The sequence below is a fragment of the Shewanella sp. Isolate7 genome (genome assembly GCF_022398425.1).
Taxonomy (GTDB): Bacteria; Pseudomonadota; Gammaproteobacteria; order Enterobacterales; family Shewanellaceae; genus Shewanella.
This window is the reverse complement of sequence record NZ_JAKEVJ010000024.1, coordinates 1-14,417: the sequence shown is the minus strand read 5'-3', so window position 1 is coordinate 14,417 and position 14,417 is coordinate 1. Positions and strand designations below refer to the sequence as shown.

Annotated in this window: 10 protein-coding genes; 9 read left to right on the top strand and 1 reads right to left on the bottom strand. The window is 51.6% G+C overall.

Features of this window, described 5'->3' with window-relative positions:
• Window positions 1–150 precede the first annotated feature (150 nt).
• The 6 genes from L1D47_RS07715 (at window position 151) to katB (ending at window position 8,764) form a co-directional block, all read left to right on the top strand.
• On the top strand, window positions 151–753 hold the full coding sequence (locus tag L1D47_RS07715) for a DUF2238 domain-containing protein (protein WP_239883771.1): 603 nt from the start codon (window positions 151–153) through the stop codon (window positions 751–753).
• 261 nt (window positions 754–1,014) lie between these two features.
• Entirely contained in the window at window positions 1,015–1,677 is a 663-nt protein-coding gene (locus L1D47_RS07710) for a LuxR C-terminal-related transcriptional regulator (RefSeq protein WP_041510027.1), read from the top strand.
• A gap of 553 nt (window positions 1,678–2,230) precedes the next feature.
• A complete protein-coding gene (gene exeM / locus L1D47_RS07705) occupies window positions 2,231–4,888 on the top strand; it encodes an extracellular exonuclease ExeM (protein WP_239883768.1) in 2,658 nt (885 codons plus the stop codon).
• Between the two features lie 575 nt (window positions 4,889–5,463).
• Window positions 5,464–5,913, top strand: coding sequence for a PaaI family thioesterase (locus tag L1D47_RS07700; RefSeq protein ID WP_041510029.1), 450 nt, complete (start codon window positions 5,464–5,466; stop codon window positions 5,911–5,913).
• Between the two features lie 398 nt (window positions 5,914–6,311).
• The gene (locus L1D47_RS07690; RefSeq protein ID WP_041510030.1) at window positions 6,312–6,563 is read left to right on the top strand and encodes a YgjV family protein; all 252 of its coding nucleotides are present in this window, start codon (window positions 6,312–6,314) and stop codon (window positions 6,561–6,563) included.
• Between the two features lie 740 nt (window positions 6,564–7,303).
• Window positions 7,304–8,764 carry a catalase KatB gene (gene katB / locus L1D47_RS07685; protein WP_239883765.1) on the top strand — a complete coding sequence of 487 codons (1,461 nt, stop codon included), beginning with the start codon at window positions 7,304–7,306 and terminating at the stop codon, window positions 8,762–8,764.
• Window positions 8,765–8,897: 133 nt separating this feature from the next.
• Here katB and L1D47_RS07680 read toward each other — a convergent pair whose 3' ends face one another.
• Entirely contained in the window at window positions 8,898–9,452 is a 555-nt protein-coding gene (locus L1D47_RS07680) for a TMEM165/GDT1 family protein (protein WP_239883757.1), read from the bottom strand.
• Between the two features lie 618 nt (window positions 9,453–10,070).
• On the opposite strand from L1D47_RS07680, the gene L1D47_RS07675 reads away from it, so the two are divergent.
• From L1D47_RS07675 to L1D47_RS07665, 3 genes are all read left to right on the top strand, one after another.
• Window positions 10,071–11,270, top strand: coding sequence for an aromatic amino acid transport family protein (locus L1D47_RS07675; RefSeq protein WP_239883754.1), 1,200 nt, complete (start codon window positions 10,071–10,073; stop codon window positions 11,268–11,270).
• A 220-nt stretch (window positions 11,271–11,490) separates the two neighbouring features.
• The gene (locus L1D47_RS07670) at window positions 11,491–13,647 is read left to right on the top strand and encodes a S46 family peptidase (RefSeq protein ID WP_239883753.1); all 2,157 of its coding nucleotides are present in this window, start codon (window positions 11,491–11,493) and stop codon (window positions 13,645–13,647) included.
• A 598-nt stretch (window positions 13,648–14,245) separates the two neighbouring features.
• Window positions 14,246–14,417, top strand: a 172-nt coding sequence (locus tag L1D47_RS07665; protein ID WP_239882384.1) for a transposase, incomplete at its 3' end; no start/stop codon positions are given.

Below are 14,417 nucleotides of genomic sequence, written 5' to 3'. Positions count from 1 at the left end.
AAGGTCTACAAGCCCTGTTCTTGTGGTGATTTTTATCTGTTGCCTGTCAATGCCTCCACAAAATAGCACCTTTTTTAGTCAGTGTGGAGGGCTAGATGGCTAAAGTTATTATTCTGATATTAAAACAATATCATCTAAGGAGTTCTTATTTTGAATAAAAGCACCGTGTGGCTCACAATTTTCTTCGCCGTGCTGATCTGGTCAGGGATAGAACCAAAAGATAGCTTTACCTGGTTTTTAGAGGTCGTCCCCGCGCTGATCGCCCTGCCTATCCTGTTTCTTACCCGTAAAAATTTCCCGCTGACCTCTCTGGCCTACGGGCTTATCTTGATCCACGCCGTCATACTCATGGTGGGTGGCCACTACACCTATGCCGAGGTGCCCCTGTTTGACACCCTGGCCGACTGGATGGGCAGCGAGCGCAACAACTATGACAAGGTAGGGCACTTTGCCCAGGGCTTTATTCCCGCGCTGCTGGCAAGGGAGGTGTTTCTGCGGCTCGAGGTGGTGAAACAAGGCGCCTGGTGTCATTTCCTCGTGTGTTGTTTCGCCCTGGCATTGTCGGCCTTCTATGAGTTGGTCGAGTGGTGGGTGGCGCTGGCTACCGGTGAAGATGCCGAGGCATTCCTGGGCACTCAGGGCTATGTGTGGGACACCCAGTCTGACATGGGGATGGCGCTAATTGGTGCCCTAGCGAGCGTGCTGCTTCTCTCCCGCTGGCATGACAGACTGCTGCTGAACCTGAAAAAGTAATAATAATCTGTAGCTTGCCTATCACATCAGAAGCATTATTATATGCTAATGATGTGATTAGTCAGCTTTATATAACTAATAGTGATAACTATTCTCACTCGAGTTAGTTAATATAGCCGACATACTTTTTTACTAGTCATGGCTGAATAGATTCAGTGCTATCTATGGCTAGGAGGAATGAAGTTCATAAAGATCAATAACAGGGATAGCTTACTCACATATGGTTAATTGCGTTGAGATGCTTTTCAGGGAGAGAAGCGTATGAGTAAAATTGATGAACTGGTTTTTCTGCACCAAGATTCAACACCGTGCCATCTGGCCGTTCTGGCCGAATCCATCGGCTTAAAGACACGTATCGCACGTCAGGTCAGTGACCTGGACCCCGAGCGTGATCGCAACAGTTTCTACCTTATTGCCCAGAAAGGGGCGGCGCTTGACAGCAAGGGCGTGCCCCTGATCGTTGCACGTCTATTACCCCATGTGCCTATCGCCCTCTATCAGGTCGAACGTGGCAGCCTGGAGCCTGAATCGGCCCTGCTGCTTGGGGTGCGTGGGTTGCTGTTTTCCGATCAGCGTATGGATCTCTCGCTGACCGGCCTGCGTAAGATGGTGAACGATGAGCTTTGGTATGACAGACCATTGATCTCTAAGGTGTTTCGACAGCTTGTTAGTCGCCAGGACAGTGGCGTCGAGCTGACCCAGGATATGGTTGCCATGCTGCAAAAGCTCACCAGCCGTGAGCGTACCATCATACAGCTGGTCTCCAGCGGTGCCCGCAACAAGGAGATCGCCGATCGCCTCTGTATCAGTGAGCATACGGTCAAGGCCCATATCTCCTCTATCTTCCGTAAGACACAATCACGTAACCGGGTCGAGCTGCTGCGCTGGTCCCAGGCAAACGCCTGTCACTTCGAATTTTGTTAATCCATTCGGGATATTAAAGACAGCAAGTCAAAGCCCGGTGGATGCTGGGCTTAGCATTTGGCTTAGTTTTGGCGCTTAATTGTCCCAATGCGTTAGGCGCTTGGCCGAAGCTGATTTGATTTTGAGCGCTATTCTGACCAACCCAGGTTGCGGCTTGTCACACTTTCGACATTTCACCTTCTCACCGTTAAAAAAGTTAAATTGACCAAAATTTGAAACCGCGGTTTGTAAATTCATTGAGTATTTATACTAATCAGGTCTGATGGTGAGCGTTTAAATGCTCAGACTTATCTATTGTTTTATTTGATATTCTCTGAACCTGTCACGAATGAATATCGACGGCCTTTACTTTTGTGCCGTGAAACCAATCGTTTAATCACAATTTACTAATATGTATGCCATCTCCTGTATAGATATTAACCGCATTTTATAAACATAATGTTCGCTATTTTGGAATGTGATCTATATCACAAATTGGCTTGGGCACTTCTGTAACAATCTCGCCGCACGTTAATAAAAATTAGCGGCATTATTATAAAAATGGGGTTGAACAATGGATAATGTTAAAAAGTTGTCAGTGCTTGCGCTGTCAATAGCCGCGGCTTTGCCCGTTTCTGCGAAAGCCGACCTGCTCATCAGCGAATACGTTGAAGGCAACAGCAACAATAAGGCGATCGAGCTGTATAACTCAGGCGACGCCGCCTTAGATCTTACCGGCTACAAGCTGGTGCGCTACAAAGATGGCGCTACCAATGCCTTAGATATGGTCGCCCTAGACGGTCTCACCATAGATGCCAAAAAACTCAAAGTGATCGTACATCCAAGCGCCGAAATCGCCCTAGGTAGCGATGTCGACAGCAGCACGGGTAATCTTTATTTCAACGGTGGTGATGCTGTAGCACTGGTCAAAGACGGTGCAGTGGTTGACATCATAGGTGCTGTGCCAACGCCTAGTGGCTGGGGCATGAATACCACAATGCAGCGCAATACCGATGCGCTTAGCGCATCAAACGTCTTCGTCGAGAGCCAGTGGAAGGTATTGCCTGTCGATACCTTTAGCGGCCTGGGTAATCTTGACGGCAGCAGCGCACCGACCGAACCTGAAGCGCCAGCCTTCACCTGTACAGGTGCCAAGATCACTCCTATCTACAGCGTACAGGGCGCCGGTAAGTCTAGCCCGCTGATCGCCGACGGCGAGTATGCTTCTAAAGAGGAAGTCACTATTCGTGGTGTGGTTACCGCTCGTGGTGACAGCCTGTTCAAAGGCTTCTACCTGCAGGAAGTTCAGGGCGACGGTTCGCCTTATACCTCTGACGGTATTTTTGTTTACCTGGGCGAAGCGGCCGGTGAAGAGATCCAGCCTGGCGTTGAAGTCTGTGTTCAAGGTCTGGTGAAAGAATACTATGGCCTGACTCAGCTCGATATTAAAGCCGACAAGAAGATGGAAGTGGGCGAGAACCTGGGCGCGCCAGCCGCAACGCCTTTCTATGTGGCTGACGGCGAAAATCTTGGCGATGCGCTAGAGCGTTTCGAAGGCATGAATGTGGTGCTCGATGCCGGTAGCGACATGAAGGTCAGCCGCACATTTAGCTATGATTATGCCGCGCGTCGCAACAACATGATGTTGTCGTACAAGGCGCCGCTGATGAAGCCTACACAGCTTTATCCTGCCATGACAGACGAGGCTATCGCGCTTGAGAAGAAAAACCGTGCAAACCAGTTGTTCGTCGAGTCTGATTTCAAGGCAAAGAACGGTGAAGTACCTTATTTCCCAACCTTCAATGCCGAGACTGGCTATATCCGTGTGGGCGATCAGCTGACTAACCTCGAAGGTGTCGTTAGCTACAGCTACAACGAATATCGTTTGGTTGCCACAAACGAGATCGTGGCTGGCGACTTCATTCGCGAAGACGATCGAGTCGACGCGCCAGAGGTAGCGACCAAGGGTGATATTCGTGTCGCCAGCTTCAACGTGTTGAACCTGTTCACCAGCGACAGCGATGTGGGTGGTGCGTTAAATGCGTCTTGTAAGGATCAGGCCGATGCCGATGCTTCAAGAGGTTGTGGTCGTGGTGCCCATACCCTAGAAGATTACCTGTTGCAGCGTACTAAGATTGTCAGCGCGTTGACCGAGATGAACGCCGATATCATTGGCTTGATGGAGATCGAGAATAATGGCTTTGGCGAAGACAGTTCGATTCAGTACTTAGTCAATGATCTCAATGCTAACCTGCCAGCCGCCGATGCGTATAAGTTTATCGAGGTTGCGGATGCGGATAAGTACAAGGGCGAGTATGTCGGCGGTGACGCCATCACGGTAGGCATGCTTTATCGTCCAAGCAAGGTTGAGCCAACGGGTGACGCCTTTGTTATCGAGACGCCTGAGCAACATGCGATGGAAGGCGTAGTAACACGCGGCGAAGGCGATAAGCTTGAGCTAAGCCCTGCGTTCGATAAGTACCAGCGTCACAGCTTAGGCCAGGCCTTTAGCGTTAATGGTGAGAAGCTGACCGTTGTGATTAACCACTTAAAGTCTAAGGGTTCGGGTTGTATCGAAGACTGGGCTAACTTTGAAGACAGCAGCGATCCTGCGGATCTTCAGGGCAAGTGTAACGAGTTCCGTGTATCGGCCGCTAAGGTGATCGGTGATGTCCTGCAAGATGTTGAAGGTGACTTACTGGTTATCGGCGACATGAATGCCTATGGCCTGGAAGATCCTATCCGTGTGCTGACCGATTATGACGCGGCAAACTCGGATCGTGACATCATGACTGCCTCTTGGACTACGCTGGGCGGTAAGGTGTACGAGCGTGAAGGCAGCAAGATCGAGAAGGGCTACGGCATGGTCAACCTGAATACTCAGGTTCACGGTACTGCAACCTACTCATACAGCTATAACGGTGAGTTAGGTAATCTCGACCATGCGCTAGCCAACACTAGCCTGGCTGCGCGAGTGGTTGATATTCAAGATTGGCATATCAACTCAGTCGAGTCGAACCTGTTCGAATACAGCAGCAAGTACACAGGCGAGCTTGAGAAGTCTGAAAATGCCTTCTCTGCATCGGATCACGACCCAGTGATCGTGGCCCTAAGCTACCCTGCGCCTAAGCCAGAACCTAAGCCAGAGCCGAAAGAAAAGGATGACGGCGGTTCGTTAGGTTACCTAGGACTGATGTTACTTGGACTGACTGGATTGCGTCGCCGCAACTAGTCTGCCGAGTCTCCCCAAAGCCAGCTGTTCTCCCCAGCTGGCTTTTTTTATGCCTGTTACAGATTGCATTCGCTTGTGTTTCATCTCTTTAGACGTAAGTTTAGCGTCTTGTTAGCGGTTCTCTTGGTTTGTGTAGCGCCGCCTTGCCATTTCTGCGGCTCAGGTAACGCCGTGATAATTTTCTGTTTTTCCCTAACTCATCGGGCTTGTTAATTTGCGTTTTCAGGCTAAACTGTCGCGCGTTACCGGCCCGGCTTAAATGCTGCGCCAGCGCCTTGATTTGGTGCGAGATTTTTACCAGTTACCCTAGGCCTTCATTCGTCACACAAACCCACTTGATGCGGCCATTTGGCGGCAAACGAGACTAATAATTCAGGGCGGATGAAGGCCACTCCCAGCATGTTTAATCATCCTATGCCCAACTTGCTGCCTAAATTCGCCGCCTTCCAGACGGACCATTTTCCCTGGGCATATACCGATCTCAGGCCTTGGTTCCCTCAGCTTATTCTCCTATATCTTATTGCCCTGTGACCAAGTAGACTATTTGTTGATTTTTGTAAGCAGTGGAAAGAGACATGAGTATTTGGTTTAGACCCGTCACTCTGGAAGATTGCGCCAAGATGGACGCAGGCATGCACGGCAAAGGCACCCTGATGCAGACCCTGGGGATCACCATCAGCGAAATTGGCGAAGATTACATGAAAGCCACCATGCCAGCCTCGCCAGCGGTGCATAATCCCCTGGGGATAGTTCATGGCGGCGCCAATGTGGCCCTGGCCGAGACGGTTGCCAGCTATGCGGCCAACTTCGTGGTGGATTTTGAGCACTACTATTGTGTCGGTCAGGAGATCAACGCCAACCACCTCAAGGCATCACGCAACGGTACCCTGACGGCGACAGCCAAGCCGGTTCACCTGGGCAAGCGCAGTTCTGTGTGGGAGGTCCTCATTCACAATAGCGCCGGTGAGCTCTGCTGTATCTCCCGTATGACGGCGGCGGTGGTTAAGCGTCAGGCTGTCGTCTGATCTCTTAACGTTAGGGTCTGTTGACCTTTCCTGTTTGTTTTTGCTGTATTTTGTAGGGAATTTATACAAGGCAGAGCCTGTGTAGTGTAGTTAATCTACATGAACGGGAGATAACGCCGTAGAAATGGCCTACAAAAGCTGTTCAAAGGGTTCATTTAAACGCGCCTTGCCCTGTGTTGCGTGCAATTTACATAGAGTAACTATGCGACACAGCACGCGCCTTGAGCAAAACGCGTTTAGATTGAACAAAAATTAAACCTGAAAGATAAACAGACCCTAGGGTTGGCATTGCCCTGGCATGCACCTGAATTGGTGAGATAATTTTGAAAGATTGGCTGCCAGCTGTGCAGCCTAGTGCCATAATTAGGGAAGATGTGTTTTAGGGTTAAGGAGTGCCTATGGATACGGCAACAATTTGGGAGTGGGTAGGCTATCTGGCCTCTGTGGTGGTTGCCATCTCCCTCATGATGTCAAATATCAAGAAGCTGCGTTGGTGGAACCTGATAGGGGCCGCATTGTTTGTCGCCTATGGCCTGGCGATCGGTGCCCTGCCGGTGGCATTGGTGAACTTCTTCATCGTGCTGATCGATGCCTTCTATCTGGTGAAGCTGTATCAGGTTTCAAAGGTTAAGCTCGACAAGGAGAGCTGAGCCTACAGATGACGCCGGGAAAATGCGCTCTGCCTCTGGTTGTAGCCTGCCCGGCGAATATCCCTGTCCTATTTATTCATCGATTTCTATTTATCGGTTCCTGTTTGTCGAATCCTGTTTATCGACTCCTGTTTATCTATGCCTGTTTATTGGCGTCAGCTTCTCTATTTTAAGTGACTCAATTCAGCCGATTCATTCCCGCTGACTTATACTCACTCTTTTAGGGGGAACCGCCGACTCAGGCGCCATTTGTCTATTTCAGTTGTCTATTTCAGTTGTCTGTTCCTGTTGCCTATTCCTGTCCTGTCGGGTTTGAGTCGGTGGTTATTGTAGGCTGCTCTGCCAGGCTTTTTGCTCCCGACTTTAACCTGCTGTTTTCGAGTTAATTGTACTCCTGTCATCTAGCGCGAAGGCGATCGCTGCGAGAGCATAGCGGCAAGGCTGGCTTCAACCTTAATCTGTAAATTGGATTAAGGTTATTTGTTTTAATCGTTTTGACTTAATCTGTCGCTCGCCTAATCTTACTTCATCGACAAGTTAAATAGCTAAGTGAAGCGCCTGGTGCAAGGGCTCATCGCCAGCTTCGGTGCAAGCACTTAGTGGAGTACACGCTATGGCCACAATATTTGATGTTATCGAAGATTGGTTGAGCTGATTCAAGGCTTAAGCCAATCGCTAGTGCAAGACCTAATCTAACCCCGAAACAAATGCCAGATAAGCTAAACAGGATGGAGCGAATTATGACAACCAACTACTTAACCAGCCAGAGCGGCGCCCCAATTGCCGACGACCAAAACTCACTCTCTGCCGGCGAGCGCGGCCCGCTATTAATGCAAGACTGGCATCTTATCGAGAAGCTGGCCCACTTTAACCGTGAGCGCATTCCCGAGCGCGTGGTGCATGCCAAGGGCACGGGTGTCTATGGCACCTTTACCCTGACCAAAGATCTGAGTGATTACACCATCGCCGATCATTTTAACGGCGAAGGCAAGCAGACTGAGACCTTCGTGCGCTTCTCGACCGTGGGCGGCGAGATGGGCTCTGCCGATGCCGAGCGCGATCCCCGTGGTTTCGGCCTGCGTTTCTACACCAAGCGCGGCAACCACGACATAGTGGGTAACAACACCCCGACCTTCTTCTTGCGCGATGGTATCAAGTTTCCGGACTTCATCCACACTCAGAAGCGTAACCCTTTGACGAACCTGAAAGATCCGCAGGCGATGTGGGACTTCTGGTCACTCAACCCTGAGGCGATGCATCAGGTCACCATCTTGATGTCAGATCGCGGTATTCCCGCCAACTATCGTCAGATGCACGGCTACGGCTCGCACACCTTCTCCTTCTGGAATGCCAAGGGAGAGCGTTTCTGGGTGAAGTTCCACTTCAAGTCGCAGCAGGGTGTGGTGAATCTGACCAACGAGCAGGCAGACAAGCTCAAGGGTATCGATCCCGACTCGTCACAGCGTGACATGGTGGCGGCGATACAGGATGGCAACTTCCCACGCTGGACGGTGAATGTGCAGATCATGCCCGAGACTGATGCCAACACCTATCATATTAACCCATTCGATCTGACTAAGGTATGGCCTCACGCCGACTACCCGCTGATCGAGATAGGTGTGCTGGAGCTTAATCGTCTGCCACAGAACTATTTTGCCGAGGTAGAGCAGGTGGCCCTGGCGCCGAGTAACCTGGTACCTGGGGTGGGGGCCTCGCCCGACAAGATGTTGCAGGCGCGCCTGTTTGCCTATGCCGATGCCCAGCGTTACCGCATCGGTGCCAACTATAATCAGCTGCCGGTTAACTGCCCCCATGCGGCTAAGGCGAATCATCATCAGCGTGGTGGCGCCATGGCGGGGACTCAGTGTCCATTCAGTGGCAGTCAGACAGGTGGCGATGCCAGCGTCAACTATGGGCCGAACAGCACACAGTCTGCCTTGGTGGAGCCTACACAGTTTGCCGAGCCACCGCTGAGACTCGATGGCGAAGCCGATCGCTACAGCCGTTACGATCAGGATGACTATACCCAGGCGGGCAACCTGTATCGCATCTTCTCTGAGGAAGAAAAGGCCAGATTGGCGGCGACCATCTCGGGCTCTCTGAGCCAGGCAAGTCAGGAGGTGCAGGAGCGCATGTTGGCCCACTTCTTCAAGGCCGATGAAGACTATGGTCAGCGCATCAAGCAGGGGCTCGGTCGCTAGCAGTAACTCGGTTGTTAGTCGCTACCCGGCTGCTAACTGCAACTAAAATTGAAAAGCCAGTGACTCACATCACTGGCTTTGTTGTTTCTAGGTTTAGCGCTTAGGTTTAGCCCTTAGTCCTTAGCGCTAGGGGTTAGTAGAGCAGGGTGGCCACGCCAAGCAGGGCAAACAGGGCGGCGCAGCCGCGGTGGATCCACTTAAGCGGTAGCTTGTCGGCGCTGAAATGCCCGGCGATCACTACGGGTACGTTGGCGATCATCATCCCCAGCGTGGTACCCAGGACGACCAGGGGCAAGGCATCATACTTGGCCGCCAGCACGACGGTGGCTACCTGGGTCTTATCGCCCATCTCGGCGAGGAAAAACAGGATGAAGGTGGCGATAAAGGGGCCCATCTGATAGAAACGGCTCTCCTCGGCGTCGACCTTGTCGGGCACCAGTACCCAGAGGGCGATGGCGAAGAAGGAGAAGGCGACGATATAGGTGGCCATTTCAGGGCTTATCCAGTTGATGGCCCATTGGCCTAGCCAGGCGGCGGCAAAGTGGTTCGCCAGGGTCGATAGCAGTATCCCTAGTATGATGGCGGTCTTATTTTTGAATCTTGCGGCGAGGATCAATGCCAGCAGCTGGGTCTTGTCACCTATCTCGGCAATGGCGACGGTGAAGGTTGAGGCGAGTAATGCTTCCATCATAGTTCCTAAGGGGGCAAAAAATCCAAGCACGATCCGCCGCCCCCTAATGAATGAACGGTAACCGTGCTCAGGTCTTGCAAAGTAAGAGGTGCTCCCCTTACCGTGAGTACCATGGCATGTGGCCAAGTATGTTGACACTCACTCAAGGCAAATTGGCTCGCCTTGTTAGCTACTCCCCTGAAGCAGTGGCGGCCATTATACTCAAATCCGTTAGCGGCGCAAGGCGTTGCCAACTCGCCTGGGGTGATCACTCTGTAGACAGCTTGTTTCGGGCATTTTACGCCTTTGTACAAACTTGCATCCGATCATCTTGCATACCTTGTGCGCCGCCTGTGGCTCTGTTAATGTGCCAAACAGTCAAATTTATAGAGTAAAGGTAGTGATGAAACAAACCTATCGATATTGTTACCGATTTAGGCAGCCTCAGGGGCTTAGCTAGATCGGAAGATAGTAAAAGCTAAGCTGTTGAGGCCAACCCAACGCGTGCTAGGGCAGAGATCCTTAGTTCGGTTAGGAGGCTATCACTTAGCGTGTTTCATGACTAAATCCCGCCTTCGCAGTCGTTCTAAATCTGACCTTCCAAAAAGAGATAATAAATAAAGACAGGACTAATTTGTGAACTTAAAAATGCTTGGCTCTATTGCCATCGTTGCGGGTACCGCAATTGGGGGCGGCATGTTGGCCTTGCCTCTGGCAACGGCTTCTTTGGGGACGATTCCAGCCTTACTATTACTGGTAGCGATTTGGGCGGTGTCCATCTACACCTCGCTACTCATGTTAGAGATTAATTTACGTGCCGGGGTGGGGTTGAATGTTCACGCCATCACGGGCAAGACCCTAGGTAAAGTAGGACAGCTCATTCAAGGCGGCTCCTTCTTGAGCCTGTTATTCGCCCTGACCATGGTGTATCTGATGGGCGGCTCATCCCTGCTGAAATCCCGTTTCGAACCCTTAGGGATCGAGGTGAGTCATGAGGCGGCGGTATTACTCTTTACCTTTATCTTCGGTGGCTTCATCGCCATAGGTGTCTCCTGGATCGACAAGGTCTCTCGGGTGCTGTTTACCGCCATGGTGGCCCTGTTTGTCATCGTGGTGCTCTTCCTGCTACCCGAGGTGAGCCCGAACTACATTCTGCGGGAATCTGCCGCGCAGCTCGTGTCTAAGGGCGAGCTGGGTAACCTCTGGCTGGCGGCCATCCCTGTGGTGTTTACCTCTTTCGGCTTCCATGTCTGTATCGCGACCATAGTGCGCTACCTGGATGGTGATGCCATGTCGCTGCGTAAGGTGCTCATGATTGGCTCGACCATCCCCTTGGTGTGCTACATCCTCTGGTTGATGGTGACCCTGGGCACGGTGGGCGGCGCTACCGTGCACGGCTTCGAGGGTTCTCTGCCTAAGCTGGTCGCCGCGCTGCAGGGGATTGCCCACTCGAGCATATTGCAGCAATGTATCGACCTGTTTGCCAACCTGGCGCTGATCACCTCCTTCCTCGGGGTCACCATGAGCCTGTTCGACTATATAGCCGAGCTGACCCGCGCCAGAGAAAACCTGCTGGGCCGCGTTCAGACCTGGCTGGTGACCTTTGTGCCGCCGCTGCTGTGCGCGCTCTACTATCCCGATGGTTTCATTAAGGTGTTAGGCTTCGCGGCCCTGCCGCTGGTGGTGATGATCATCTTCCTGCCTATCGCCATGGCGCTGGGACAGCGTAAACAGAACCTGGGCGGTTATCAGGTGAGTGGTGGTCTGCCCGCGTTGGCGACAACTGCGCTGCTGGGATTGGTGATTATTGCCGCTCAGCTCTGGGTCGCACTGTAAAAATCGCCTGACAATGGGCGCTAAAGCGAAGGGGGAGGGGGCTGGAAATACCTGCTTACCTTTTCGCTGATTTGCTAAGCTGTTTGTTACTCAACAATTTATGATAAAGTCGGGCCATTGCCCGACTTTTTTGTAGGGATTTTAAGGCCCCAGCAACTGAGGCTTTAACAACCCATTGGGTATTATAAAAATTTTTATAACGATAAAACGGACTTAGCAAATGAAAAAGTTACTCGTGTCAGTGGCGCTTGCCGCTGCCTTCGGCGTTCAAGCCGATGAAGGGATGTGGCAGCCCTATCAACTGCCTGCCATGGCAGATGAGCTGAAGGCTAAAGGGCTGGAAATCGACGCCAAATCTATCTCTAAACTCACCGAATTTCCCATGAACGCCGTGATCAGCCTAGGTGGCTGTACCGCGTCTTTTGTGTCGCCAAAGGGCCTGGTGGTGACTAACCATCACTGTGCCTATGGTTCGATTCAATACAACTCGACGCCAGAGAAGAATCTGCTAAAAGATGGCTTCCTGGCCAAGAACTATGGCGAAGAGCTGCCAGCCACCCCAGGCTCACGCATCTATGTCACCGAGGAAGTTACCAATGTGACCGACAAGGTGAAGCAGGGGCTGGAAAACAAGGTAGGTAACGATTTCTATCAGGGCATCGAAGCCAAAGAGAAGCAGTTGGTTGCTCAGTGTGAGGCCGATGACGGCTATCGCTGTCAGGTCTACAGCTTCCACGGCGGCCTGGAATATTACCTGGTGAAGCAGCTGGAAATCCGCGACGTGCGTCTGGTATACAACCCGGCAGCCAGCGTAGGTAAGTATGGCGGCGACATCGATAACTGGATGTGGCCACGTCATACCGGCGACTTCTCTTTCTATCGCGGCTATGTCTCTAAAGACGGCAAGCCGGCCGATTTCAGCAAAGACAACGTGCCTTACGAGCCAAAGAGTTTCCTTAAGGTATCGGCCAAGGGCGTCAGCGATGGCGATTTCGTGATGGTGGCCGGTTATCCGGGTCGCACCAACCGTTACCGCACCGCCAACGAAGTGGAAAACCAGTTCGAGTGGGCTTATCCAGAAGGCAAGATGCTGCGTGAACGCTTCATCGAGATCATCAAGGAAACCGCCCCAGAAGGTAGCGACGAGCGTATCAAGTACGAGAGCCTGATCGCCGGCCTGGCCAACTATGCCAAGAATTTCACCTCGATGATCGAGTTCTATGGCAAGTCGACCATGCTCGACGATCGTAAGGCGCGTGAGGCGGCACTCACTGGCTGGATCAACAAAGACAGCCAGCGTCAGGCTAAGTATGGCCAGACCATGGCCGAGCTGGACAAGCTGATTAAAGAAAGCCAGGAGCATCAGGCCCGCGACATCATCTTGGGTTATATCGGTTACACCACCATGTTGCCGACTGCCCGTAAGCTATACCGTCTGGCGAACGAGAAGCAACTGGACGACATGGCCCGCGAGCCAGGTTACCAGGAGCGCGACATGACTCGCTTCAAGTCGGGCCTCGAGCGTATCGACCGTCGTTATGCCCCAAGCGTCGACAAGGCCGTGGTACTGGATCTGCTGACCCGTTACGCCCAGCTGCCGAGCGAAGAGCGCATCCCTGAGCTGGACAAGGCCTTTGGTATTGGCAAGAAGTTCGATGCGGCTAAACTCAGCAAGGTGCTAGACAAGATGTACGCCAAGACTGAGCTGGGCGACAAGGCGACTCGTCTTGCCTGGATGGATAAGTCGGTTGCCGATTTCAAGGCCTCTAAAGATCCTTTCATCAAGTTTGCGGTTGCCATGTATGACACAGATATGGCTCAGGAAAAGAAAGAGAAGGAACTATACGGCAAGCTGATGAAGGTGCGTCCTCAATATATGGATGCCATCATCGCCTACAACAAGGAGCTGGGTAAGCCGGTTTATGCCGATGCGAACTCTAGCCTACGTGTCACCGTGGGTCATGTTAAGGGCTACTCGCCACAAGATGGTCTGCATGCCGTACCATTCACTCGTCTTGAAGGCATAGTGGCCAAAGATACGGGTGAAGTGCCATTCGACGCGCCTAAGAAGCAGCTTGAGCTGATCAAGCAGAAGCAATACGGCGACTACTATGTGAAGTCTATCGACTCAGTGCCGGTAAACTTCCTGTCGACCCTGGATACCACAGGTGGCAACTCAGGTTCACCAACCCTTAACGGCCGCGCCGAGCTGGTCGGTCTGCTGTTTGACGGTGTGTATGAGTCTATTATTGGCGACTGGGGTTACGATACCGAAACCAACCGCTCTATCCAGGTAGACAGCCGTTACATGCTATGGGTGATGAAGTATCTGGATCATGCCGATAACCTGTTGGCAGAAATGGAGATTGTTCATTAATCACTGCGATTAATGAAGGCGCAGGTTTGATGCTTATAGCATCGGGTTAGCGTTAAGATTAAAAGGGCTTAGATGAGAATCTAAGCCCTTTTTTGCGTTAAAGGGGTAACCTTCTTTGTATTGGTTGCCTTCGTTTTAGCGTTAGCCGCAACTGTTATCAATTGCCTGCCGCAGGTGAAGTGCAGGAAGCACAAATGTCGTGATCACATGGATGTGAAGGAACGACCTCATGTGCAAACATTCTTTTGGCACGGTGAATGAAGCGAAGCTTCGTGCTTATGAACGAGAGGCATGGATGCCGAACTGGTCGTTATACAGGGATGTTGTTCAAGTCCATCCATGGATGCTCTGCGAAATCATCCCTGATTTCGAAGGCCAAAAGCATGTTTACACTGAGTTATCCATCTCTTCGATTTGGCCGTGTTGGATCATCAGGTCGGTTAAAATCAAATCACTTTTGGACATTTCCGAGTTTAAGCATTAACGCTAACTCGTCATTTTCGGATGAAAATTTCTATGGGTAATGTAGTGGCATAGTGAATTTGGCCACCTGAATAGACGAAGTGATAGACTCACTTCCAGAGAAAAGGTGGTAGAAATGAAGAACACAAGACCGACATTCAGTGCAGAGTTCAAATTAGAAGCTGCGCAGCTGGTAACGAAACAGGGATACAGCATAACTGAGGCTGCAAGCGCGATGGGCGTCAGTAATTCAGCCATGCGTAAATGGGTAAACCAGCTTCGACAGGAGCAGCAAGGCGTATCCCCCA